The sequence below is a fragment of the Streptomyces sp. NPDC004752 genome, from assembly GCF_053601275.1.
In genome coordinates this window covers 43,188-65,578 of the sequence record NZ_JBSGBN010000007.1, presented here as the reverse complement: position 1 = coordinate 65,578, position 22,391 = coordinate 43,188, and the positions used below count along the sequence as shown (strand labels likewise).

At 71.6% G+C, this 22,391-nt stretch carries 19 protein-coding genes; 12 read left to right on the top strand and 7 right to left on the bottom strand.

Annotation, left to right across the window (positions count from 1 at the left end; translation table 11 throughout):
- Window positions 1-512 precede the first annotated feature (512 nt).
- The 9 genes from ACWEKM_RS05070 to pssA all read left to right on the top strand — a co-directional run bounded on the left by ACWEKM_RS05070 (window position 513) and on the right by pssA (window position 11,462).
- The gene (locus tag ACWEKM_RS05070) at window positions 513-2,318 is read left to right on the top strand and encodes a 3-hydroxyacyl-CoA dehydrogenase family protein (RefSeq protein WP_451619759.1); all 1,806 of its coding nucleotides are present in this window, start codon (window positions 513-515) and stop codon (window positions 2,316-2,318) included.
- Window positions 2,319-2,454: 136 nt separating this feature from the next.
- Window positions 2,455-3,288 (top strand): TetR family transcriptional regulator, encoded by an 834-nt coding sequence (locus ACWEKM_RS05065; RefSeq protein WP_451619810.1) that lies wholly within the window; start codon window positions 2,455-2,457, stop codon window positions 3,286-3,288.
- 415 nt (window positions 3,289-3,703) lie between these two features.
- Entirely contained in the window at window positions 3,704-5,047 is a 1,344-nt protein-coding gene (gene ccrA, locus ACWEKM_RS05060; protein ID WP_451619758.1) for a crotonyl-CoA carboxylase/reductase, read from the top strand.
- 9 nt (window positions 5,048-5,056) lie between these two features.
- A complete protein-coding gene (locus ACWEKM_RS05055; RefSeq protein ID WP_451619757.1) occupies window positions 5,057-7,102 on the top strand; it encodes a protein meaA in 2,046 nt (681 codons plus the stop codon).
- Window positions 7,099-8,058: an HpcH/HpaI aldolase/citrate lyase family protein gene (locus ACWEKM_RS05050; protein ID WP_451619756.1), complete on the top strand. Its 960-nt coding sequence runs from the start codon at window positions 7,099-7,101 to the stop codon at window positions 8,056-8,058. The genes ACWEKM_RS05055 and ACWEKM_RS05050 overlap by 4 nt, the downstream gene beginning before the upstream one ends.
- A gap of 5 nt (window positions 8,059-8,063) precedes the next feature.
- Window positions 8,064-8,576 carry a MaoC family dehydratase gene (locus ACWEKM_RS05045; protein ID WP_451619755.1) on the top strand — a complete coding sequence of 171 codons (513 nt, stop codon included), beginning with the start codon at window positions 8,064-8,066 and terminating at the stop codon, window positions 8,574-8,576.
- 2 nt (window positions 8,577-8,578) lie between these two features.
- The gene (locus ACWEKM_RS05040; RefSeq protein ID WP_451619754.1) at window positions 8,579-9,793 is read left to right on the top strand and encodes an acyl-CoA dehydrogenase family protein; all 1,215 of its coding nucleotides are present in this window, start codon (window positions 8,579-8,581) and stop codon (window positions 9,791-9,793) included.
- Between the two features lie 171 nt (window positions 9,794-9,964).
- The gene (locus ACWEKM_RS05035; protein WP_451619753.1) at window positions 9,965-10,621 is read left to right on the top strand and encodes a phosphatidylserine decarboxylase; all 657 of its coding nucleotides are present in this window, start codon (window positions 9,965-9,967) and stop codon (window positions 10,619-10,621) included.
- A 58-nt stretch (window positions 10,622-10,679) separates the two neighbouring features.
- On the top strand, window positions 10,680-11,462 hold the full coding sequence (gene pssA / locus ACWEKM_RS05030) for a CDP-diacylglycerol--serine O-phosphatidyltransferase (protein ID WP_451619809.1): 783 nt from the start codon (window positions 10,680-10,682) through the stop codon (window positions 11,460-11,462).
- 334 nt (window positions 11,463-11,796) lie between these two features.
- Here the strand turns inward: pssA and ACWEKM_RS05025 are convergent, their stop codons facing one another.
- A complete protein-coding gene (locus ACWEKM_RS05025) occupies window positions 11,797-12,933 on the bottom strand; it encodes a glycerate kinase (RefSeq protein WP_451619808.1) in 1,137 nt (378 codons plus the stop codon).
- Between the two features lie 161 nt (window positions 12,934-13,094).
- Between ACWEKM_RS05025 and ACWEKM_RS05020 the strand changes: the two genes are divergently transcribed.
- Together ACWEKM_RS05020 and ACWEKM_RS05015 are read left to right on the top strand one after the other, a co-directional pair.
- Window positions 13,095-14,198, top strand: coding sequence for an ADP-ribosylglycohydrolase family protein (locus ACWEKM_RS05020; RefSeq protein WP_451619752.1), 1,104 nt, complete (start codon window positions 13,095-13,097; stop codon window positions 14,196-14,198).
- A 197-nt stretch (window positions 14,199-14,395) separates the two neighbouring features.
- Complete coding sequence (locus ACWEKM_RS05015; protein WP_451619751.1) at window positions 14,396-14,890, top strand: NUDIX domain-containing protein; 495 nt, start codon at window positions 14,396-14,398, stop codon at window positions 14,888-14,890.
- 52 nt (window positions 14,891-14,942) lie between these two features.
- Here ACWEKM_RS05015 and ACWEKM_RS05010 read toward each other — a convergent pair whose 3' ends face one another.
- From ACWEKM_RS05010 to ACWEKM_RS05000, 3 genes are read right to left on the bottom strand one after another with little or no spacing between them, the layout of a single operon-like run.
- The gene (locus tag ACWEKM_RS05010) at window positions 14,943-16,157 is read right to left on the bottom strand and encodes a cytochrome P450 (protein ID WP_451619750.1); all 1,215 of its coding nucleotides are present in this window, start codon (window positions 16,155-16,157) and stop codon (window positions 14,943-14,945) included.
- Between the two features lie 32 nt (window positions 16,158-16,189).
- Window positions 16,190-17,560, bottom strand: a complete 1,371-nt coding sequence (locus tag ACWEKM_RS05005) for an NAD(P)/FAD-dependent oxidoreductase (RefSeq protein ID WP_451619749.1) — start codon at window positions 17,558-17,560, stop codon at window positions 16,190-16,192.
- Window positions 17,550-17,759: a ferredoxin gene (locus ACWEKM_RS05000; RefSeq protein WP_451619748.1), complete on the bottom strand. Its 210-nt coding sequence runs from the start codon at window positions 17,757-17,759 to the stop codon at window positions 17,550-17,552. Before ACWEKM_RS05000 ends, ACWEKM_RS05005 begins: the two co-directional genes overlap by 11 nt.
- Before the next feature lie 249 nt (window positions 17,760-18,008).
- On the opposite strand from ACWEKM_RS05000, the gene ACWEKM_RS04995 reads away from it, so the two are divergent.
- Complete coding sequence (locus ACWEKM_RS04995; protein WP_451619747.1) at window positions 18,009-18,746, top strand: SIR2 family NAD-dependent protein deacylase; 738 nt, start codon at window positions 18,009-18,011, stop codon at window positions 18,744-18,746.
- Between the two features lie 57 nt (window positions 18,747-18,803).
- On the opposite strand, the gene ACWEKM_RS04990 is transcribed toward ACWEKM_RS04995, so the two are convergent.
- The 3 genes from ACWEKM_RS04990 to ACWEKM_RS04980 form a co-directional block, all read right to left on the bottom strand.
- Window positions 18,804-19,286 (bottom strand): methylated-DNA--[protein]-cysteine S-methyltransferase, encoded by a 483-nt coding sequence (locus ACWEKM_RS04990; RefSeq protein ID WP_451619746.1) that lies wholly within the window; start codon window positions 19,284-19,286, stop codon window positions 18,804-18,806.
- A 78-nt stretch (window positions 19,287-19,364) separates the two neighbouring features.
- Window positions 19,365-20,834, bottom strand: a complete 1,470-nt coding sequence (locus ACWEKM_RS04985) for an AlkA N-terminal domain-containing protein (protein ID WP_451619807.1) — start codon at window positions 20,832-20,834, stop codon at window positions 19,365-19,367.
- Window positions 20,835-21,030: 196 nt separating this feature from the next.
- A complete protein-coding gene (locus ACWEKM_RS04980; RefSeq protein ID WP_451619745.1) occupies window positions 21,031-21,633 on the bottom strand; it encodes a GOLPH3/VPS74 family protein in 603 nt (200 codons plus the stop codon).
- Between the last annotated feature and the right edge of the window lie 758 nt (window positions 21,634-22,391).

Below are 22,391 nucleotides of genomic sequence, written 5' to 3'. Positions count from 1 at the left end.
CGTGCCGGCCCCGCGCGGCCCCCCCAACCCTCCCCCCCCGACCCCCACAGCGGGGCCGCGGCCCGCCCCCGGGGGCCCGCGCCCCTAACGGGGCGCGGGGAACTGCGCGACCGGCCACGACGCAGCCGCAGCCGCAGCCGGACGACGACCCATCACGCCCTTCCAGCGAAGCGCCCCGGCGGACCTCTCTCGATCCGGGGGCTGGCGCGCTCGTTACCCACCGGTTAGGCTCAGACGAGCGAGTTACCCGCTCGCGCCCGCTCGCGACGGTTTGGTGACGCAGCCGTCGTGGGCGTCGGTCGATTCGGTACCTCCGGGTACCGCAGTACGACCCGGCTTCGGGACAGAGCCGGTCGGTCTCAGCCGCGCCCCCGGGCATGTGCGTCCGCGGCGACGGCACCGGGCGTGTGTGCCCGCAGATCCGGCAACACCCGCACTCCTTTCCGCATCCGCTGCGCCCCCGGCGCACCGGGCGCGGCTTCCGTCGTCACCCTCATTCCTGGAGTCCCGCGATGGCCACTCCCCTGTCCGACACCCCTCTGTCCCCGCTCAGCACCATCGCCGTCGTCGGCCTCGGCACCATGGGCACCGGCATCGCCGAGGTCCTCGCGAAGGCCGGCCGCCATGTCGTCGGCATCGACGTCAGCGAGGCCGCCGCCGCCGGCGCCCGCGCCGCCCTGGAGGCCGCCACCGCGCGCGCCGTGCTGCGCGGGCGGCTGACCGAGCCGGAGCGCGCGGACGCCCTCGCCCGGGTCCGCACCACCACCGACCTGCGGGCCGCGGCCGACGCCGACCTCGTCATCGAGGTGGTCCCGGAGTCGTACGAGATCAAGCAGCAGGTCTTCCGCGAACTGGACGGCATCGTGCGGCCAGGGACGATCCTGGCGACGGGCACCAACGCCCTGTCGGTGACCCGGCTGGCCGCCGACTCGGCCCGCCCGGAACGCGTGCTCGGCCTGCACTTCTTCAACCCGGCGCCCGCGATGCGGCTCGTCGAGGTCGTCTCGTCCGTGCTGACGGCACCCCAGGCGGTCGCCGCGGTCACGGACCTCGCGATCGAGCTGGGCAAGGAGCCGGTCGCGGTCGGCGACCGCCCGGGGTTCGTCGCGGACGGCCTGCTGTTCGGCTACCTCAACCAGGCCGCCGCGATGTACGAGGCCAAGTACGCCTCCCGCGAGGACGTCGACGCCGCGATGCGGCTGGGCTGCGGGCTGCCGATGGGCCCGCTGGCCCTGCTCGACCTCATCGGCATCGACACCGCGCGCACGGTCCTCGAAGCCATGTACGCCGCCTCCCGTGACCGGCTGCACGCCCCCGCGCCGATCCTGAAGCAGCTCAGCGAGGCGGGTCTGACCGGCCGCAAGTCGGGCCGCGGCTTCTACACGTACGAGGCGCCGGGCAGCGCCACGGTGGTACGGGACGCGCTGACCCCGCTGGAGGACGCCTTCGTCACCCCGGGCCGCCCGGTCCGCTCGGTCGGCGTCGCCGGCTCCGGGACCATGGCCTCGGGCATCGCCGAGGTGTTCGCCAAGGCCGGGTACGACGTGGTCCTCGCCGCCCGTAGCGAGGCGAAGGCACGGGCCGCCAGGGCCCGGATCGGCACATCGCTGTCCCGCTCCGTCGACAAGGGCAGGCTGACGGCCGAGGCCGCGGCCCGGACCCTGGACCGGATCACCCCGGCCGGGTCCTACGACGCTTTCGCCGATGTCGATCTGGCCATCGAGGCGGTCGCCGAGGACCTGGAGGTCAAGCGGCAGCTGTTCGCGACGCTGGACAAGGTCTGCAAGCCGGGCGCGGTCCTCGCCACCACCACGTCGTCGCTGCCCGTGATCGCCTGCGCCCGCGCCACCTCGCGCCCGCAGGACGTGATCGGGATGCACTTCTTCAACCCGGCACCGGCCATGAAGCTGGTCGAGGTGGTGCGCACCGTGCTCACGGCGGACGACGTCCACGCGACGGCCCGCGAGGTCTGCGCCACCGTCAGGAAGCACCCGGTGGACTGCGGCGACCGGGCCGGCTTCATCGTCAACGCCCTGCTCTTCCCGTACCTCAACAATGCGATCAAGATGGTGCAGGAGCACTACGCCTCGCTCGACGACATCGACGCGGCGATGAAGCTGGGCGGCGGCTATCCGATGGGCCCCTTCGAGCTGTTGGACGTCGTCGGGCTCGATGTCTCCCTGGCGATCGAGAAGGTGCTGCACCGCGAGTTCCGCGACCCTGGGCTGGCCCCGGCCCCGCTGCTGGAGCATCTGGTGGCCGCGGGCTGCCTCGGCCGCAAGACCGGCCGAGGCTTCCGCGAGTATGCCCGCCGCTGAGCCTCCCGGCGACGGGTTCACCGGGCGCGCCGCGACGGCCGGGGACGACGCCTGGGGCGGACTGCTCGGCACCGCCGTCCCGCCCCCGCCCCCGAAGGGCGGGGGAAACCCCGGTCATGCCCGCCAAGCTGCGCACATGCAGTACGTTCGGGGCATGTCCCAGCAGGCCAAGTCCTCACGTACACCGGCTACGCCCGACGCGCCGGAGAGTGCCACCGGCTCCCGCGCCGCCGCCCAGCGGCTCAAGATGCGCCGGGAACTGGCGGCCGCAGCGATGGAACTGTTCGCGACCAAGGGGTACGAGGCGACCACCGTCGACGAGATCGCGGCCGCTGCCGGGGTCGCCCGCCGCACCTTCTTCCGGCACTTCCGCTCCAAGGAAGAGGCGATCTTCCCCGACCACGACGACACGCTGATCCGGGCGGAGGCCGTGCTCAACGCGGCGCCCGCGCACGAGCATCCGCTCGACACCGTGTGCCGCGGCATCAAGGAGGTCATGCGGATGTACGCGGGGCAGCCGGAGATCTCGGTCGCCCGCTACAAGCTCACCCGCGAGGTGCCCACCCTGCGTGAGGCGGAGATCGCGTCGGTGGCCCGCTACGAGCGCCTGTTCACCCGCTACCTCCTCGGCCACTTCGACGAGCACGCCCATGACGACGACGCCAACGACGACCCGCTGCTGGCGGAGGTCGCCGCGTCCGCCGTCGTCACCGCCCACAACCATGTGCTCAGGCGCTGGCTGCGGGCCGACGGCCAGGGCGATGTCGAGGCCCAGCTGGACCACGCCTTCGCGATCGTCCGAAAGACGTTCGGCACCGGGATCGGGGCCGGGCGCGGCACCGCGCCCGGCCCCGCCTCCGCTCCCGCGGCGGTCTCCCCGCAGGGCGAGGTGCTGGTGACGGTGGCCCGCACCGACGCCCCGCTGCACGAGGTGATGCGCACCATCGAACAGGCACTCAAGGAACGCTGATCCGCGACGCTCCCCAGGAGAACGGCCACCCGGCAGGGTGGCCGTTTTGCCATGTGTGGCCCCCATTTCCAGCAGATTTCACGGCCGGTTCGATCGATCATCGCTCATTTGTCGCGTAAAGATTTCATCTGAGAGCAGATTCTGGCACTCAGTGCCTTGCCCGCTGACACGCGGTGTCATACCGTGAAGGTGTCCGGGCGGCCGGAGTGCGGCGACCGTACGCACGCCGGCTGTCCCCGTAAGCCCGATGGCTCGCGCGCCCGGACGCCTGCGTCACAGGCACCCTCCCGCGCCACAAAGCGCTGCCGAAACACCACCGCGCCGAACCGACGGCACCTCTCCACCCCGTCCGCAGCAGCACCGACGCATCCCTCAGCGCCCCGCCCTCAAGGGCGCTCACCGCAGGAGGCACACCGTGACCGTGAAGGACATCCTGGCCGCGATCCAGTCGCCGGACGCCACGCCCGCCGACGTCGCCGCCCTGCCGCTCCCCGAGTCGTACCGCGCGATCACCGTGCACAAGGACGAGACGGACCTGTTCGAGGGGCTCGACACCCGCGACAAGGATCCGCGCAAGTCCCTCCACCTGGACGAGGTCCCGGTGCCCGAACTGGGACCGGGCGAGGCCCTGGTGGCCGTCATGGCCTCCTCGGTCAACTACAACACCGTGTGGACCTCGATCTTCGAGCCGCTGCCGACCTTCGGCTTCCTGGAGCGCTACGGCAAGCTCTCCGAGCTGAGCGCGCGGCACGACCTGCCGTACCACGTCATCGGCTCCGACCTCGCGGGCGTCGTGCTGCGCACCGGGCCCGGGGTGGGCGTCTGGAAGCCCGGCGACGAGGTCGTCGCCCACTGCCTGTCCGTCGAGCTGGAGTCCTCCGACGGCCACAACGACACGATGCTCGACCCCGAGCAGCGCATCTGGGGCTTCGAGACCAACTTCGGCGGACTCGCCGAGATCGCCCTGGTCAAGTCCAACCAGCTGATGCCCAAGCCGCGCCATCTGAGCTGGGAGGAGGCCGCCGCCCCCGGCCTGGTCAACTCCACCGCCTACCGGCAGCTGGTCTCCCGCAACGGCGCCGCCATGAAGCAGGGCGACAACGTGCTGATCTGGGGCGCCAGCGGCGGACTCGGCTCGTACGCCACCCAGTTCGCGCTGGCCGGCGGCGCCACCCCCGTCTGTGTCGTCTCCTCCCCGCAGAAGGCCGCGATCTGCCGGGCCATGGGCGCCGAGGCGATCATCGACCGCAGCGCCGAGGACTACCGCTTCTGGAAGGACGAGCACACCCAGGACCCCCGGGAGTGGAAGCGGCTGGGCAAGCGGATCCGCGAACTCACCGGCGGCGAGGACGTCGACATCGTCTTCGAGCACCCCGGCCGCGAGACCTTCGGCGCCTCCGTCTATGTCACCCGCAAGGGCGGCACCATCGTCACCTGCGCCTCCACCTCGGGCTACACCCACGAGTACGACAACCGCTATCTGTGGATGTCGCTGAAGCGGATCATCGGCTCCCACTTCGCCAACTACCGCGAGGCATGGGAGGCCAACCGGCTCGTCGCCAAGGGCAAGATCCACCCGACGCTCTCCAAGGTCTACTCCCTGGCGGACACCGGGCAGGCCGCCCACGACGTGCACCGCAATGCCCATCAGGGCAAGGTCGGCGTGCTCTGCCTGGCCCCGGAGGAGGGGCTGGGGGTGCGCGACGAGGAACTGCGCGCCCGGCACATCGACGCCATCAACCGCTTCCGGAACGTGTGAGAGGCGCATATGAGCGAGCGTCAGCCGCAGACACCGAGGGAACGGGACCGGCCATGGCTCATGCGGACCTACGCCGGTCACTCCACGGCCGAGGCGTCCAACGAGCTGTACCGGCGCAACCTCGCCAAGGGCCAGACCGGCCTGTCCGTCGCGTTCGACCTGCCGACACAGACCGGCTACGACCCCGATCACATCCTCGCCCGCGGCGAGGTCGGCCGGGTCGGCGTTCCGGTGGCCCACCTCGGTGACATGCGCCGCCTGTTCCAGGACATCCCCCTGGAGCGGATGAACACGTCGATGACGATCAACGCCACCGCCATGTGGCTGCTGGCGCTCTACCAGGTCGTCGCCGAGGAGCAGGGCGCGGACATCACCGCGCTCCAGGGCACGACCCAGAACGACATCGTCAAGGAGTACCTGTCCCGCGGGACACACGTCTTCCCGCCGGGGCCCTCGCTCCGGCTGACGACGGACATGATCGCGTACACGGTCTCGCACATCCCGAAGTGGAACCCGATCAACATCTGCAGCTATCACCTCCAGGAGGCCGGGGCCACGCCGGTGCAGGAGATCGCGTACGCCATGTCCACCGCGATCGCCGTCCTCGACGCCGTGCGCGACGCCGGGCAGGTGCCGCGGGAACGCATGGGCGACGTGGTGGCCCGCATCTCCTTCTTCGTGAACGCGGGCGTCCGCTTCATCGAGGAGATGTGCAAGATGCGGGCGTTCGGCCGGATCTGGGACCGCATCACCCGTGAGCGGTACGGCATCGAGAACCCGAAGCAGCGGCGTTTCCGGTACGGCGTCCAGGTCAACTCCCTGGGCCTGACGGAGGCCCAGCCCGAGAACAACGTCCAGCGGATCGTGCTCGAAATGCTGGCGGTGACCCTCTCCAGGGACGCACGCGCGCGTGCCGTGCAACTGCCGGCCTGGAACGAGGCGCTGGGCCTGCCCCGGCCCTGGGACCAGCAGTGGTCGCTGCGTATCCAACAGGTCCTCGCGCACGAGAGCGACCTGCTGGAGTACGACGACATCTTCGAGGGCTCGCACGTCGTCGAGGCGAAGGTCGTGCGGCTCGTCGAGGAGTCCCTCGCGGAGATCGACCGGATCCAGGAGATGGGCGGCGCGCTGGCCGCCGTCGAGTCCGGCTACCTCAAGTCGCGGCTCGTGGCGTCGCACGCCGAACGCCGGGCCCGCATCGAGTCCGGCAAGGAGAAGATCGTCGGCGTCAACGTCTTCGAGACGACCGAGCCCAGCCCGCTCACGGCCGACCTGGACACCGCGATCCAGACGGTCGACCCGGCGATCGAGGACCGGGTCGTCGACGCCCTGCGGCACTGGCGCGACTCCCGGTACCAGCCGCCGTTCAACCATCCGCGCCCGTGCAAGGCACTGGAGCGGCTGAAGGAGGCCGCCAAGGGCACCGACAACCTCATGGAGGCCACCCTGGAGTGCGCCCGCGCGGGCGTGACGACCGGCGAGTGGGCCGGGGCACTGCGCGAGGTGTTCGGCGAGTTCCGGGCGCCGACCGGGGTCTCGTCCGCGCCGGTGGCGGTGGCCGCCGAGGAGGGCTCGGCGCTGGCCCATGTCCGCGCCGCGGTGGCCGCCACCGCCCGCGATCTCGGCACCGGCAAGCTGCGCTTCCTCGTCGGCAAGCCCGGCCTGGACGGGCACTCCAACGGCGCCGAGCAGATCGCCGTGCGCGCCAGGGACGCCGGTTTCGAGGTGGTCTACCAGGGCATCCGGCTCACCCCGGAGCAGATCGTGGCCGCGGCCCTCGCCGAGGACGTGCACGCGGTCGGCCTGTCCATCCTCTCCGGCTCGCACGCCCGGCTGGTGCCGGATGTGCTGGAGCGGCTGCGCGAGGCGGGCGCGGCCGACATCCCGGTGATCGCCGGCGGGATCATTCCGAACGGTGACGCCGAGCAGCTCAGGGCCGCTGGAGTGGCCGCGGTCTTCACCCCGAAGGACTTCGACATCACCGGGATCATCGGCCGTATCGTCGACGAGATCCGCAAGGCGAACAAACTCGACCCCCTGGAGGTCCCCGCATGACAGTCAACCGTCTTCGTCCGCGGCGCTCCTGCCTGGCCGTACCAGGAAGCAGCCCCCGCTTCCTGGAGAAGGCCCAGGGCCTCCCGGCCGACCAGGTCTTCCTGGACCTGGAGGACGCGTGCGCGCCGCTCGCCAAGCCCGAGGCGCGGCACACCATCGTCAAGTTCCTCAACGAGGGCGACTGGACGGGCAAGACGCGGGTCGTGCGGGTCAACGACTGGACGACCGAGTGGACGTACCGGGACGTGGTGACGGTGGTGGAGGGCGCCGGCCCGAACCTGGACTGCGTCATGCTGCCGAAGGTGCAGAACGCCGAGCAGGTCGTGGCGCTTGACCTGCTGCTCACCCAGATCGAGAAGACCATGGGTTTCGAGGTGGGCCGGATCGGCATCGAGGCGCAGATCGAGAACGCACAGGGCCTCAACCACGTCAATGAGATCGCCGCGGCCAGTCCACGCATCGAGACGATCATCTTCGGCCCCGCCGACTTCATGGCGTCGATCAATATGAAGTCCCTGGTCGTGGGCGAGCAGCCGCCCGGCTATCCGGCGGACGCCTACCACTACATCCTGATGAAGATCCTGATGGCGGCGCGGGCCAACGACCTCCAGGCGATCGACGGCCCCTATCTGCAGATCCGCAACGTGGACGGCTTCCGCGAGGTGGCCGGCCGCGCCGCCGCCCTCGGCTTCGACGGCAAGTGGGTGCTGCACCCCGGCCAGGTCGACGCCGCCAACGAGGTCTTCTCACCCTCCCAGGAGGACTACGACCACGCCGAGCTGATCCTGGACGCGTACGAGCACTACACGTCCGAGGCGGGCGGCAAGAAGGGCTCCGCGATGCTCGGCGACGAGATGATCGACGAGGCCAGCCGCAAGATGGCGCTGGTCGTCGCAGGCAAGGGCCGGGCCGCCGGCCTGCGGCGCACCAGCGCCTTCGAGATCCCGGAGGTCTGACGACGATGCAATTCGGACGCACCTACGAGGAGTTCGAGGTCGGCGCGGTGTACAAGCACTGGCCGGGCAAGACGGTCACCGAGTACGACGACCACCTCTTCTGTCTTCTCACCATGAACCACCACCCGCTCCACATGGACGCCAACTACGCGGAGAAGACGACGGACTTCGGCAAGAACGTCGTCGTCGGCAACTACATCTACTCCCTCCTGCTGGGCATGTCCGTGCCGGATGTGTCCGGCAAGGCGATCGCCAACCTGGAGATCGAGTCGCTGCGGCATGTGGCACCGACCTTCCACGGCGACACGATCTACGGCGAGACGACCGTGCTCGACAAGTGGCCGTCCAAGTCGAAGAGCGACCGGGGCATCGTGCATGTCGAGACCAAGGGGTACAAACAGGACGGCACGCTGGTGTGTGTGTTCCGCCGCAAGGTCATGGTGCCCACCGAGACATATATCAAGGAGCGCGGCGGCGAGCAGCCCGGCCGCCCGCGACCGCAGCAGCAGGAGGGTTAGCGATGGCCCGTCTCGCCCAGACCGCCGGTCTGACGGACATCCAGCAGGAGATCGTCTCCACCGTCCGCGACTTCGTGGACAAGGAGATCATCCCGGTCGCGACCGAGCTGGAGCACCGCGACGAATACCCGCAGCAGATCGTGGACGGCCTCAAGGAGCTGGGCCTGTTCGGTCTGATGATCCCCGAGGAGTACGGGGGCCTGGGCGAGTCGCTGCTCACCTACGCCCTGTGCGTCGAGGAGATCGCCCGCGGCTGGATGTCGGTGTCCGGCATCATCAACACCCACTTCATCGTGGCGTACATGCTCAAGCAGCACGGCACCGAGGAGCAGAAGGACCACTTCCTTCCGCGCATGGCGACCGGCGAGGTCCGCGGCGCCTTCTCGATGTCGGAGCCCGGCCTCGGCTCCGACGTCTCGGCGATCACCTCGAAGGCGGTCCGGGACGGCGACGAGTACGTACTGACCGGCCAGAAGATGTGGCTGACCAACGGCGGCACATCGTCCCTGGTGGCGGTCCTGGTCCGCAGCGACGAAGGAAGCTCCCCCGCCAGGACGGCCACGGCCCCGCACAGGTCGATGTCGACGTTCCTGGTGGAGAAGGAGCCCGGCTTCGGCGAGGTCCGCCCCGGCCTGACCATCCCCGGCAAGATCGAGAAGATGGGCTACAAGGGCGTCGACACCACCGAGCTGATCATGGACGGGCTGCGGGTTCCGGCCGATCGGCTGCTCGGCGGTGTCACCGGCCGAGGTTTTTACCAAATGATGGACGGGGTGGAGGTCGGCCGTGTCAACGTGGCGGCGCGGGGCTGCGGCGTCGCCCAGCGCGCCTTCGAGCTCGGGGTCTCCTACGCCCAGCAGCGGCACACCTTCGGCAAGCCGATCGCCCAGCACCAGGCCATCCAGTTCAAGCTGGCGGAGATGGCCACGAAGGTCGAGGCCGCGCATGCCATGATGGTCAACGCGGCCCGCAAAAAGGATTCGGGCGAACGAAACGACCTGGAGGCGGGGATGGCGAAGTACCTCGCGTCCGAGTACTGCAAGGAGGTCGTGGAAGACGCCTTCCGCATCCACGGCGGCTACGGCTTCTCGAAGGAGTACGAGATCGAGCGGCTCTACCGCGAGGCCCCGATGCTGCTGATCGGCGAGGGCACCGCCGAAATCCAGAAAATGATCATCGGGCGCAGATTGCTCGAAGAGTATCGATTCCAGGGCTGATTGCCCGAGTACGGGGTGTTTTCTTCGAGAAGAAGGTCACACCCCGTGCAACGGTCTTCGGCCGCCGACTCGGCTTCCTGGCTTGCCCAGTTGTGGCCCGCGACCGGTACGATCCCGGAAAGCCGCCGTCCCCTGATCCAAGCGCGGCATCATCCGCTACGAAGGTCATCCATGCCCCACAGCCAAACCTCTGCACCCCGAGACAGCCTGGTCGGCGTACGCCTCGCGCGCGGAGCATCGCCGTGGCTTCTCCCGACCGTCGCCACCGCAGCCCTCAGCCTGGCCCGCGCCCGTCGCTCCGGCGCCGCCAAGGCCGTGGCCGTGCCCGCCACCGCTCTCGCGGCGGGCATGCTGTGGTTCTTCCGCGACCCCGAACGCGAGATCGCCACGGGCCGGGTCATCTCGCCCGCCGACGGTGTGGTGCAGAGCATCATGCCGTGGAAGGACGGGCGCACCCGCGTCGCGATCTTCATGAGCCCGCTCAACGTCCATGTGAACCGCGCACCGCTCTCCGGCACGGTCACGTCGGTCGAGCACGTCCCCGGAGGCTTCGTTCCCGCGTTCAACAAGGAGAGCGAGAACAACGAGCGCGTAGTCTGGCATTTCGACACCGAACTCGGCGATATCGAGATGATCCAGATCGCCGGCGCGGTGGCCCGCCGCATCGTGCCCTACATCCCGCAGGGCACGAAGGTCGAGCAGGGCGACCGGATCGGTCTGATCCGCTTCGGCTCGCGCGTCGACCTCTATCTGCCCGAGGGCGTGGAGGTCGCGGTCGAGGTCGGTCAGAAGACCGTGGCTGGGGTGACTCGCATTGACCGTGATTGATCCGGAGACACAGACGGGCTGGGTACCCGAGGCCGACGAGGCCGACGAAGAGGAGGAGATGCCCCTCTCTCTTCGCCTCTCGATAGCGGACACCCTCACGCTCGGCAACGCCACGTGCGGCTTCATGGCGGTGTACTTCACCACCACCGGCATCCTGATCCCGCACCTCACCGGCAGCCAGGAATCCGGCATGGCCCGCCACAGCGCGGCCACGGCGGTCATCCTGATGCTCTGCGCCGCCGTCTTCGACCTGTTCGACGGCCTGGTGGCGCGCAAGCTCCGCAGCTCCCCGATGGGCGCGGAACTGGACAACCTCTCCGACCTGATCAGCTTCGGCCTGGCCCCCGCGTACTTCGTCCTCGTGTACGGCATGGTCGCGGACGACGCGCACCAGCGGATGGCGGCGCTCGGCGCGATCGTCGTCCTGCTCGCCGTGGTGCTCAGGCTGGCCCGCTTCTCCTGTGTGACGCCGCCGAACGGCATGTTCCAGGGCATGCCGAGCCCATTCGGCGCGCTGACGGTCGTCTCCATCGTGCTGCTGGAGCTGCCCTTCGTGGCGACGCTCCTCGCCATCCTGGGCACGGCCTGGCTGATGGTGAGCCGGGTCGAGTACCCGAAGCCGCGGGGCCGTCTCGCCGTGGCGATGCTGTCCTGGATCGTGCTGTCGATGGGCCTGCTGGCCGCCTGGGCGTTCGACGCCCCCAGCGGCCAGCTGCTGCTCCAGACCGGCTGCGCGCTCCAGCTCGTCATGGGCGCGGTCATCCCGCTGTTCGCCACGGCCCGCCGGGTGAACAACTTCCGGGACAACCGGCGCGAGGCGCGCGCGGCCCAGCTGCCGTAGCCGTTGCGGACCGAGGCCGAGGGCCCCGAACCCAAGGTTGGGTTCGGGGCCCTCGGCCTCGGTGTGTCGGACGACGATGCCGACCAGCCGATCACCGACGAGGACCAGGGACCGGCGGACACCGCTCTCCTGGAGCCGGGGCAGCAGATCCACCACCGGCTCGTCGGGGGCAACCGGGACGACGTCCGGCAGGCGGCGCATCACGTCGTCCACCGTCATCCGGGACCGGGATCGGGACCGGGATCGGTCCGGGGTCCGCTCGGCCATGGCCTTGGTGAACAGCCCGGCCACCGAGCCGTCCGGCGCGCGGACGGGGAAGGCGCCGCCCGGCCGTTCAGGCCAGGAAGTCGTGGGCGATCCGGGTGGCGACCCGCTCCAGGATCGGTCCCGCGTCCGCGATGCACCGGGCCACGTCCGGCTCGACCTCGGTGAGCGGGTACGCCCGCCGGATCCCCGCCGCGCCCAGCGCCTGCGGCGACAGCGTGAGGCGGCCGCAGACCGCGACGACCTCCTTGCCCGCCGCACGGGCCGCCGCGGCGACCCCCGCCGGGGCCTTGCCGTGCAGCGTCTGCTCGTCCAGCGAACCCTCCCCGGTGATCACCAGCGTGGCCCGCTCCAGCGCGGGCGCAAAACCCAGCACGTCCAGCATGACCTCGATACCGGGACGGAACCGTGCGCCCAGCAGCAGCGCCCCGTACCCGATGCCGCCCGCCGCGCCCGCCCCGGGCTGCGCCGCGCACCCGGCCGCCCGCGGCCCGACCGTCGCCTCCAGCACCTTCGCATAGTGCGCCAGCGCGGCGTCCAGCGCCGCCACGTCGTCCGGCGACGCCCCCTTCTGCGGCCCGTACACCGCGGCCGCGCCCTTCGGGCCGGTCAGCGGATTGTCCACATCACTGGCGAGCACCAGTTCGACCTCGGCCAGCCTCGGGTCGAGTCCGGACAGGTCGGCGCGCGCCAGCCCGGCCAGCCCGCCGCCGCCCGGCGCCACCGGTGCGCCGTCCCCGTCCAGGAACCGCGCGCCCAACGCGGACAGCATCCCGGCCCCGCCGTCGGTCGACGCGCTGCCGCCCACGCCGAACACGATCGTCCGGGCGCCCGCGTCCAGCGCGGCCCGCAGCAGCTCCCCGGAACCGTATGTGGACGCCGTCAGCGGCGCGAGGACTCCGGCCGGCAGCCGCTGCAGGCCGCTGGCCTCCGCCATCTCCACGACCGCGGTGGCGCCGCGCACCGCGAACGCCGCCGTCACCTCCTGGCCCAGCGGCCCGGCGACCCGCGCCTGACGCCGCTCGAAACCGGCCGCGACCGCCGCGGCCACGGTCCCGTCGCCGCCGTCGGCCACGGGCAGCGACGCCACCTCCAGCTCCGGCACGACCCGGCGCAGCCCGGCCGTCACCCGCTCGGCGACCTGCACGGCCGTCAGCGAGCCCTTGAACTTGTCCGCGGCGACGAGCACCCGTCGGGTCCCGTCCACTGCAGCGTCCGCCACCGTCCATCCCCTTGCTCTGAGGGCCCGTGCATGTCAGGGCCAGTCACGCCGCTGCGACCCTAACCGGAGGACGGCCCGGCCGTCATGCCCCGGACCGCACCGCGCACACCACGTGGCGGTCCGCCGGAATCGGGTAGACCGATGCCATGACCCCTGTGGGCACCGAACCGCGACTCGCCGGCCGCGTCCTCGCCGACCGTGTCCTCGCCGACCGTGTCCTCGGCGGCTGGCTCGGCCGGATCGCGGGCAACATGCTCGGCAAGCCGGTCGAGCGGGGCGATCTGTGGACGCGCGACCGCATCGACCGCTATCTGCGGCGGGCGGACGCCCTGCCGCTCACCGACTACCTCCCCGAGCCCGCCGACGAGCGCGACCGCGCCGAGCTGCGCCCGGAGTGGCCGAGCTGTGTGCGCGGCCGCGTCCACGGCAGCTGCCGCGACGACGACATCGACTACGCGATCCTCGGGCTGCACCTGCTGGAGACCCACGGCTTCGGCTTCAGCACCGAGCAGGTCGGCGAGGTGTGGCTGCTCAGGCTGCCGTATCTGCAGACGTTCACCGCGGAGCGGGTGGCGTACCGCAATCTCACAGGCGGGCTGAAGCCGCCGCTGACGGCGACGTACGACAACCCGTACCAGGAGTGGATCGGCGCGCTCATCCGCGCCGACATCCACGGCTGGACCAACCCGGGCGCCCCGCGCCGGGCCGCCGCGCCGGCCCGCCGGGACGCCGTGCTGTCCCATACCGGGAGCGGGGTGCACGGCGCGATGTGGGCGGCCGCGCTGATCTCGGCGGCCTTCACGGAGCCCACCGTGCGGCACGCCGTCGACACCGCGCTCACCGTGATCCCGGCGAGCAGTCGGCTGGCCCGCACCGTGCGCCGGGTCGTCTCGCTCCACGAGACCCACATGGCCTGGGAGGACACCCTGTCCACGATGTCCCAGGAGACCGCGGGGCTCGGCTGGATCCACACGATCCCGAACGCCGCCGTGCTCACCGCCGGACTCCTGTACGGCAACGGCGACTTCACCCGCACCATCGCGCTCACCGTCCGCGGCGGTCTGGACACCGACTCGAACGGCGCGACCGCCGGTTCGGTGGCGGGCGTCCTGACCGGCGCGGCGGCCATCCCGGCCTGCTGGAAGGACCCGCTGGAGGACACGGTCCGCAGCGCGGTGTTCGGTTTCGACGGGGCGAGCATCACCGGCCTCGCCGAACGCACCCTCCGACTGGCCGCTTCGACGGCGTAGCTTCCGCTGCGTAGCTTCGGCTGCGTAGTTTCGACGGTGCAGGAGGAGCGCGGGGGCCGGGCGCCCCCTGGTCCGGCCGACCGGGACCGGCGAGTGAGGGCCCTGGAGGAGGCGCCCCGGCTCAGCCTGATCCGCCGCTTCGCGGAGCCGGGGAGCACGGCGGCGGCACGGTTGCGCGGGCTGGTTACGCTTCGGGAATGACCACCACTCAAGACTTCGCCACGTACATCGCGGGCCTTCCCCGGGTGCTCGCCGGGGCCGCCGTGCTGTTCCGGGACGCCGAGGGGCGGGTGCTGCTCGTCGAGCCCAACTACCGTCCGGGCTGGGCTCTTCCGGGCGGCACGGTCGAGTCCGACGACGGCGAGACGCCGCGCCAGGGGGCGCGCCGGGAGACCGCCGAGGAGATCGGCCTCGACGTCACGCCTGGCCGACTGCTCGCCGTGGACTGGGCGCACGGCAGCGGACGGCCGCCGCTGGTCGCCTACCTCTACGACGGCGGCGTGCTGTCCGCCGACGACCTCGGCTCGATCCGGCTCCAGGAGGAGGAGTTGCTGTCCTGGCGGCTGGTCCCCCGCGACGAACTCGCCGACCATCTGACCGGTGCCCTGGGCCGACGCGTCCTGGTCGCGCTGGATGTCCTCGCGGACGGCACGGGCACGGCCGAGCTGGAGAACGGCCACCGGGTGGGCTGACGCCGGTCGGTGCGTCTCCCCGTCGCCGTCATCGCCGTCATCGCCGTCGGCGTCAGCCCGGCGCGAACTCCACCGGGAGGTGGCGGGGGCCGCGGAGCATGGCGTTGGTCCGGTAGGGGGGCGGGTCCTGCACCAGGGTCGCGGAGCCGAGCCGGGGGATGAGCGCGCCCAGTGCCACCTGGGCCTCGATGCGGGCGAGCGGTCCGCCGAAGCAGAGGTGGACGCCGCTGCCGAAGCCGAGGTGCTCGTTGTCCGGGCGGGTGGGGTCGAACCGGTCGGGGTCGTGGAAGCGTACGGGGTCGCGGTTGCCCGATGCCATCGCGAGCACCACCGGAACGCCCTTGGGCAAAGTGGTGCCCGCGATGTCCACGTCGGCGAGCGGGACGCGCTCTCGCATATGGACCGGCGGCTCGTAGCGCAGGAGTTCCTCCACCGCCCGCGGCAGCAGGCCGGGTTCGCGGCGCAGCAGGTCCAGTTGGTCGGGCCGGCGCAGCAGGGTGAGGACGCCGTTGGTGATCAGGTTGACGGTGGTCTCGTGTCCGGCGATGAGCAGGAGCACGGCGGTCGACGCCAGTTCGTCGGGGGTCAGCCGCCGGTTGGAGTCAGGTTCGTTGACGAAGGCGGACAGCAGATCGCCGGTCGGCCGGCCACGGCGCTGGTCGGCGAGGTCGAGCAGATAGTGGCCCATCTCCTGCCGGGCCTGCATGGCCGCCTTGTCCGGCTGGTGAGTGTCCTCTTCGGGTCCGATGTCGGCGGAGGCGACGAGTACGTCGGTCCACTCCCGGAACATCGGCTCGTCCTTCCGCGGGACGCCGAGCAGCCGACAGATGACCGAGACGGGCAGCGGGTAGGCGAAGTCGTCGACGATGTCGACCCGATCGCGGCCCCGGAGCGAATCGAGCAGTTCGTCGGTGATGCGGGTGATCTCGCCGCGCATGCCGTCCACCCGGGCGGGGCTGTGCGGCGGACCGAACGGCCGCATGGCGAGGGTGCGCAGTCTGTGGTGCTCGGGGTCGTCCAGCCGCAGGAACGGCGGCTTCGGCCCCCCGCCGGCCGGCTCGGGTGACGTGGTGGTGCGGCTGCGGGGGTCCGCGCTGATCCGCGGGTCGTGGAGCAGGGCGAGGATCTCGTGGTAGGTGCCGACCAGATGGCTGCCGTCCGCCTGGCGCACCACGGGGCCGGCCTCGCGCAACTCCGCGTACAGCGGCCAGGGGTCGGGGCGGTTGACGTAGTCGGTGATCCGCTCCAGCAGGGTCTCGGCGGTCATGGGGACTCCTCATGGACGGGCGGGGCGACAGGTCACCGGGTGGGGGGCCGCATCAGGGCCAGTCGGCGGTCCGGCAGATGGCCGGTGAGGGCGACGGTGGGGCCGTGGTAGAGGCCGCTCGGATCCGGCACATCGGAGGGGACCGGCACTTCGGCCGCCAGCGGGCGGTCCGCGGCGCCGGGCGCGGGCGGGAACGGCGCGGCGGTCTCGATCAGATTCTGGTAGTACTCCAGCGACTTGGCCATGTCGACGGTGACCGCGGCGGTCACCCGGCCCCGGTACCCGTAGACCATCGCCAGTCGGCGCGCCTCCAACGACCCCTGGGCGATGACCACATGGTCGGAGAAGGTGGGCACGCCCACGGATTTGATGTTGAGCCCGAACTGGCTCGACCAGAAGGCGGGGACCGTGAGGTGCGGGCGCCGCTGGGGTTCCGGGCTGACCATGTTGTGGGCGGCGACCTGGGCCTGCTCCACCGCGTTGCGCCAGTGCTCCAGCGAGAGCAGCTGGTAGTCGAACAGCGGATGCGGGAAGCGGGAGACATCGCCGGCCACGAAGACGTCGTCGGTGACGATCCCGTACATGTTGAAGGCCCGGCACCCGGCGTCGCAGGCGACCCCGCGGACCCCGGCGGCCAGCCCGGACTCCGCCAGCCACTCGACGTTGCGGACCGCCCCCATGGCGACGACGCACACGTCCGCGTCGACTCGGCTGCCGTCGGAGAGGTCGGCGCCGGTGAAGTGGCCGTTGCCGCGCAGCGCGGTGACCGTGACCCCGCAGCGCAGGTCCACGCCGTGGTTGCGTTGCATGGCGGCGGCGAGCTTCGCCAACGTCCCGCCGAGCGCTCCCACGAGCGGCGCGGGCCCGCGTTCGGTGAGGGTGACCTCGATGCCCCGCTCCCGGCAGGCCGAGGCGATCTCGGAGCCGGTGAAGCCCCCGCCGATCACCAGGACCCGGCGCGGTCCGGCGTTCAACCGCTCGGCCAGCAGTTCCGCGTCGTCGCTGGTGCGCAGCGTGAACACCCCGTCCAGGGCCGCCTCCTGCGGATTCGGCCACGGCCGGGCCCGGGTTCCGGTGGCGATCAGCACCCTGTCGTACGGCAGCGAGTCACCGTCGGCCAGCAGCACCCGCTTGCGGCCCGTGTCCAGTCCGGTGGCGCGCACGCCGAGCCGCCACTCGGCGTGCGGATCGCGGCGCATCGGGAGCCCGGTGGAGTGCGCCGGCACCTTCCCGAACAGGACCTGCTTGGACAGCGGGGGACGGTCGTAGGGCGGATGGGGTTCGTCCCCGACGATGGTCAGGGAGCCGGTGAAGCCCTCGTCGCGCAGCGTCTCGGCGGCCCGCAGCCCGGCCAGCGAGGCGCCGACGACGACGATCCGGTTCTGCAGGAGGTCACCGGGCACCGGGGCTCACCTCCTCGCCCAGCAGAATGGCCTGGACGGGACAGGCCGCCGCTGCCTGACGGGCGCGTTCGCGTTGCACTTCGGGAACAGCCGGGTGGTACAGCAACGCCTCCTCGTCGTGCAGCGTGAACACCTCGGGGGCGAGGAACACACACTGTGCATAGCCCTGGCAACGGGTGAGATCCACCACGATCTGCATCGCCGTTCACTCCCTCCGGCACGCCGACCCCTCATTCCTTTGTAATCCCGGCGACGACCATGCGCGCGCCGGGCCGATGTCGGTGCCGATGTCGGTGCCGATGTCGGTGCCGATGTCGGTGCCGACGCCATGCCGACGTCTAGCCGACGTCGGGCGGGCGACGCGGGTGCGTCGCGCTCAGGGCGGCAGAACGGCCGGTGCCCCCGATATCCGTTCGCTGTAGGGGGACATGCGCCCTACGCTCGCCCCATGACCAAGCCCCTCGTGGCCATCCTCAGCGGCGCGGGTGTCTCCACGGATTCCGGGATCCCCGACTACCGCGGGCCGAACGGCCTGTGGCGGCGCGATCCGGAGGCCGAGAAGCTCGTGACGTACGACTTCTACCTGCGCGACCCCGAGATCCGGCGCCGGTCCTGGCAGCTGCGGCGCAGGAACCACGCGCTGCGGGCGGAACCGAACGCCGCGCACCGTGCCGTGGCCGAGTTGGCCCGCACCGGAACCCCGGTACGGGTGATCACACAGAATGTGGACGGTCTGCACCAACTCGCCGGCCTGCCCGCCCGCAAGGTGCTCGAACTGCACGGCACGGCGCTCGGTGTCGTCTGTACGCAGTGTCATGCGCGCGGGCCGATGGAGGACGCGCTCGCCCGGGTCGAGGCCGGCGAGGAGGACCCGCCGTGCCTGGAGTGCGGCGGGATCCTGAAGTCGGCGACCGTGATGTTCGGGGAGCGGCTGGATCCGGTGGTGCTGGGCGAGGCCCTGGCGATCACCAAGGCATGCACGCTGTTCATCGCGGTCGGCAGCAGTCTGCAGGTCCAGCCGGCCGCGAGCCTGGCCGGCGTGGCCGCCGACAACGGCGCCCGGCTGATCATCGTCAACGCCGAGCCGACGCCGTACGACGACCGCGCACAGGAGATCATCCGCGAGCCGATCGGCACGTCGCTGCCGGCGCTGCTGGCCCGGGTGCGCGAGAACGGCGTCGGCTGACCCGCGTACGGTTTCCTGGCGCTGTCACCCGCGGTGATCCGGGTGCGGCGGGCGTCGTCAGAACAGCACCGCCCCGCGTTCGAGATCCAGCAGGCGTTGCTTCCGCTCCAGGCCGCCGCCGTATCCGGTGAGGCTGCCGTCGGAGCCGACGACACGGTGGCAGGGGACGATGATGCCCACCGGATTACGGCCGTTGGCGAGGCCGACCGCGCGGGAGGCATGGGGGTTGCCCAGGGCGTCGGCGAGATCGCCGTAGGTACGGGTCTCGCCGTACGGGATCTTCGTCAGCTGTTCCCAGACGCCGCGCTGGAACGGGGTTCCGTGCAGCCGGAGTTCCAGGGTGAACTCCTTCAACTCGCCCGCGAAATAGGCCGCCAGTTGTTCCTCGGCCGCGCCGAAGGGCGTGTTGTCGCGGACGCCGAAGGTCTCCTCGGGCGGGCGGTGGCGCTGCTCGGTCATGTAGAGCCCGCACAGGGTGCCGTCGTCGGCGACGAGGGTGAGGGGGCCGTACGGGCTGTCGATCACGGTGTGCTGTTTCACGGGATGTCCTTAACATCGGCGGGAAGTTGACGGGGGCTGTCCGTCACACAGGTAGGAGGTTGATGGGCTGGCTGTCCATCACACCGGCAGGAAGTTGATGGGGTGGCTGTCCGTCGCCCATAGATACTGGACCGCGTACGCCCGCCAGGGCCGCCAGGCCGCGGCGCGCGCGGTGAGCGCGGCCGGGGTGGAGGGCAGGCCCAACTCCTGGGCGGCACGCCGGATCCCGAGGTCGGTGGGGAGGAAGGCGTCGGGGTCGCCGAGGGCCCGCATGGCGATGACGTCGACCGTCCAGGGGCCGAAGCCGGGCAGGGCGAGAAGCCGGTTCCGGGCTTTTGACCAGTCGCTCTCCACACCCAGGTGGAGCGTGCCGTCGGCGAGTTGACGCACGAGCGTGGTGAAGGTGGTACGTCGGGTACGGGGCATCGCCAGCGACTCCGGGTCGAGCGCGGCGAGCGCCTCGGGCGCGGGGAAGAGGTGGGTGAGGCCGCCCTCGGGGTCGTCGACGGGCTCGCCGTACGCGGTGACCAGGCGGGCGGCGTGGGTGCGGGCGGCGGCCGTGGAGACCTGCTGGCCGAGGACCGCGCGGATGGCGAACTCGGCGGCGTCCACGGTGCGCGGCACGCGGCGGCCCGGCGCCTTGTCGATCAGCGGCGTGAGGAGCGGGTCGGTGCGCAGTTGGTCGTCGACCGCGACCGGGTCGGCGTCCAGGTCGAGCAGGCGACGGCAGCGGCTGCCGGCGACGGTCAGGTCGCGCAGGTCGCTGAGGGTGAGGCGGCAGGCGACATGGTCGGGCTGCGGGGTGAGCGCCACGATGCCGTGCCCGTACGGCAGTCGGAGTGTCCGCCGGTAGGCGCCGTCCCGCCACTCCTCCACACCCGGTACCGCGGTCGCCGCGAGGTGGCCGAAGAGGTTGTCGGGGTTGAGCGGGGCGCGGAACGGCAGGCGCAGCGACAGCACCCCCGGGGTGCCGGCGGTCTGCCCCCGCGGGGCGCGGGTGCGCAGCTCGCTCGGGGAGAGGGCGAACACCTCGCGGACGGTGTCGTTGAAGGTGCGGATCGAGGAGAACCCGGCCGCGAAGGCGATTTCCGCCATGGGCAGCGGGGTCGTCTCGATCAGGATTCGGGCGGTCTGGGCGCGCTGAGCCCGGGCGAGTGCGAGGGGGCCCGCGCCCAGTTCGGCGAAGAGCTGGCGTTCGACCTGCCGGGTGCTGTAGCCGAGGCGGGCGGCGAGTCCGGGCACGCCCTCGCGGTCCACCACGCCGTCGCCGATCAGCCGCATGGCGCGGGCCACCAGGTCGGCGCGCTGGTTCCACTCGGGGGAGCCGGGGCTGGTGTCGGGCCGGCAGCGCTTGCAGGCCCGGAATCCGGCCTGCTGGCAGGCGGCGGCGCTGGGGTAGAACGTCATGTTCTCCGCCTTGGGCGGGACGACCGGGCAGCTGGGTCGGCAGTAGATGCGGGTGGTCAGGACGGCGGTGAAGAACCAGCCGTCGAACCGCGCGTCCTTGGACCGTACGGCCCGCACGCAGCGCTCCGGATCGAGGTGCATCCCTTTCTGCGTGTACTGCGTGATCTGCGTGTTCTGCATGGCTCCAGCATCGGCCACCGGCCGCAGTGGAGCTGGCGAGAATCCGACATCAACGTGCCCTGTCCAGGTACGCCCCGGATCGCAAGGCGGTTCCTCGGGGCCCTCCAGCGGTCCCTCCGGCGGTAGCGCAGAGCCGATCGGTTGCCTCGCTCGATCGTCAAGGAGCGCGCCAGATGTTGTCGAAGGCCGCGTCCTCGATGCTGCGCCGCTGCCGCACCGCCTCCAGCTCCACGACCGCGCCGTTCACGGCGGCCAGGACGGCCACGACCGCGTCGGGAAGCCCCCCGGGTCCCCCGACCGGCTCCTCCCGCAGCCCCACCGCGGCACCCAGCGCGGCCAGGACCGGTTCGCCCGAGGTCCAGCGCTCGGCGGCGCGGTGGCGTTCCGCCGGGTCGCCGAGGCGGGTCCGGTCGGTGCGCAGGGACAGCCGACGGCCGCGTGGCCGGTCGCCCTCGCCCGCCGCCTTCAGAACGTCGAGGTAGGCCGCGGCCAGGGCGCGGCCCCGGCGCCACAGCCAGTCCTCCACGGACTCGTACGGCCGCTCCCGGACCAGCTCCGAAACGGCCTCGTCCAGCAGCCGGTCGCCCATGCCCAGCGGCAGGCCCGGCACGATGCGGTCGCCGTCCAGGCCGACGGCCTCGGCGCGCAGGAGGTCGATCAGTTCGGCTCCCGCGAGGGCCAGCGAGAGGTCGCCCTGTCCGATGGAGTGGTCGGCGGCGGCGTCCAGCGCGACGATCAAGAAGTCCCTCGGTGTGGTCATGTCGACTCCTCGTGGCGGCGACGGTGTTGCTACGGCTGTGCTGCGGGGGTGCGGCGTCCCGCAACACCACCATGTGCCGCGGGGCGGCGATGCGCAGCGTGGTGCCTCCGGCGGTTCGGCCGTCACACACCACGCCGCCCGCCACGTGATCGCTACGCTACCGGGGCGCCACCCCCGGCAACCCGCCATGGCACGGCACGCCGCCACCCGGCCACCACACCATCGTGGCCGATCCCGCAGTTCCCCGCGCCCTGCCTCCGGCGGTTCGGCCGTCACACACCACGCCGCCACGTGATCGCTGCGCTACCGGGCGCCACCCCCGGCAACCCGCCATGGCACGGCACGCCGTCAGCCGGCCACCGCAACATCGTGGCCGATCGCGCAGTTCCCCGCGCCCCTTTGGGGGCCGCCGCCCCCGGCAACCCGCCATGGCACGGCACGCCGCCACCCGGCCACCACACCATCGTGGCTGATCGCGCAGTTCCCCGCGCCCTGCCTCCGGCGGTTCGGCCGTCACACACCACGCCGCCACGTGATCGCTACGCTACCGGGGCGCCACCCCCGGCAACCCGCCGTGACACGGCACGCCGCCACGTGATCGCTACGCTACCGGGGCGCCACCCCCGGCAACCCGCCATGGCACGGCACGCCGTCAGCCGGCCACCGCAACATCGTGGCCGATCGCGCAGTTCCCCGCGCCCCTTTGGGGGCCGCCGCCCCCGGCAACCCGCCATGGCACGGCACGCCGCCACCCGGCC

Excerpts from the sequence above, each read along its gene's own strand:
- ACWEKM_RS05070 (WP_451619759.1), top strand. The coding sequence starts at position 513 with ATGGCCACTCCCCTGTCCGACACCCCTCTGTCCCCGCTCAGCACCATC.
- ACWEKM_RS05065 (WP_451619810.1), top strand. The coding sequence starts at position 2,455 with ATGCAGTACGTTCGGGGCATGTCCCAGCAGGCCAAGTCCTCACGTACA.
- ACWEKM_RS05055 (WP_451619757.1), top strand. The coding sequence starts at position 5,057 with ATGAGCGAGCGTCAGCCGCAGACACCGAGGGAACGGGACCGGCCATGG.
- ACWEKM_RS05050 (WP_451619756.1), top strand. The coding sequence starts at position 7,099 with ATGACAGTCAACCGTCTTCGTCCGCGGCGCTCCTGCCTGGCCGTACCA.
- ACWEKM_RS05045 (WP_451619755.1), top strand. The coding sequence starts at position 8,064 with ATGCAATTCGGACGCACCTACGAGGAGTTCGAGGTCGGCGCGGTGTAC.
- ACWEKM_RS05040 (WP_451619754.1), top strand. The coding sequence starts at position 8,579 with ATGGCCCGTCTCGCCCAGACCGCCGGTCTGACGGACATCCAGCAGGAG.
- ACWEKM_RS05035 (WP_451619753.1), top strand. The coding sequence starts at position 9,965 with ATGCCCCACAGCCAAACCTCTGCACCCCGAGACAGCCTGGTCGGCGTA.
- pssA (WP_451619809.1), top strand. The coding sequence starts at position 10,680 with ATGCCCCTCTCTCTTCGCCTCTCGATAGCGGACACCCTCACGCTCGGC.
- ACWEKM_RS05020 (WP_451619752.1), top strand. The coding sequence starts at position 13,095 with ATGACCCCTGTGGGCACCGAACCGCGACTCGCCGGCCGCGTCCTCGCC.
- ACWEKM_RS05015 (WP_451619751.1), top strand. The coding sequence starts at position 14,396 with ATGACCACCACTCAAGACTTCGCCACGTACATCGCGGGCCTTCCCCGG.
- ACWEKM_RS05010 (WP_451619750.1), bottom strand. The coding sequence starts at position 16,157 with ATGACCGCCGAGACCCTGCTGGAGCGGATCACCGACTACGTCAACCGC.
- ACWEKM_RS05000 (WP_451619748.1), bottom strand. The coding sequence starts at position 17,759 with ATGCAGATCGTGGTGGATCTCACCCGTTGCCAGGGCTATGCACAGTGT.
- ACWEKM_RS04995 (WP_451619747.1), top strand. The coding sequence starts at position 18,009 with ATGACCAAGCCCCTCGTGGCCATCCTCAGCGGCGCGGGTGTCTCCACG.
- ACWEKM_RS04985 (WP_451619807.1), bottom strand. The coding sequence starts at position 20,834 with ATGCACCTCGATCCGGAGCGCTGCGTGCGGGCCGTACGGTCCAAGGAC.
- ACWEKM_RS04980 (WP_451619745.1), bottom strand. The coding sequence starts at position 21,633 with ATGACCACACCGAGGGACTTCTTGATCGTCGCGCTGGACGCCGCCGCC.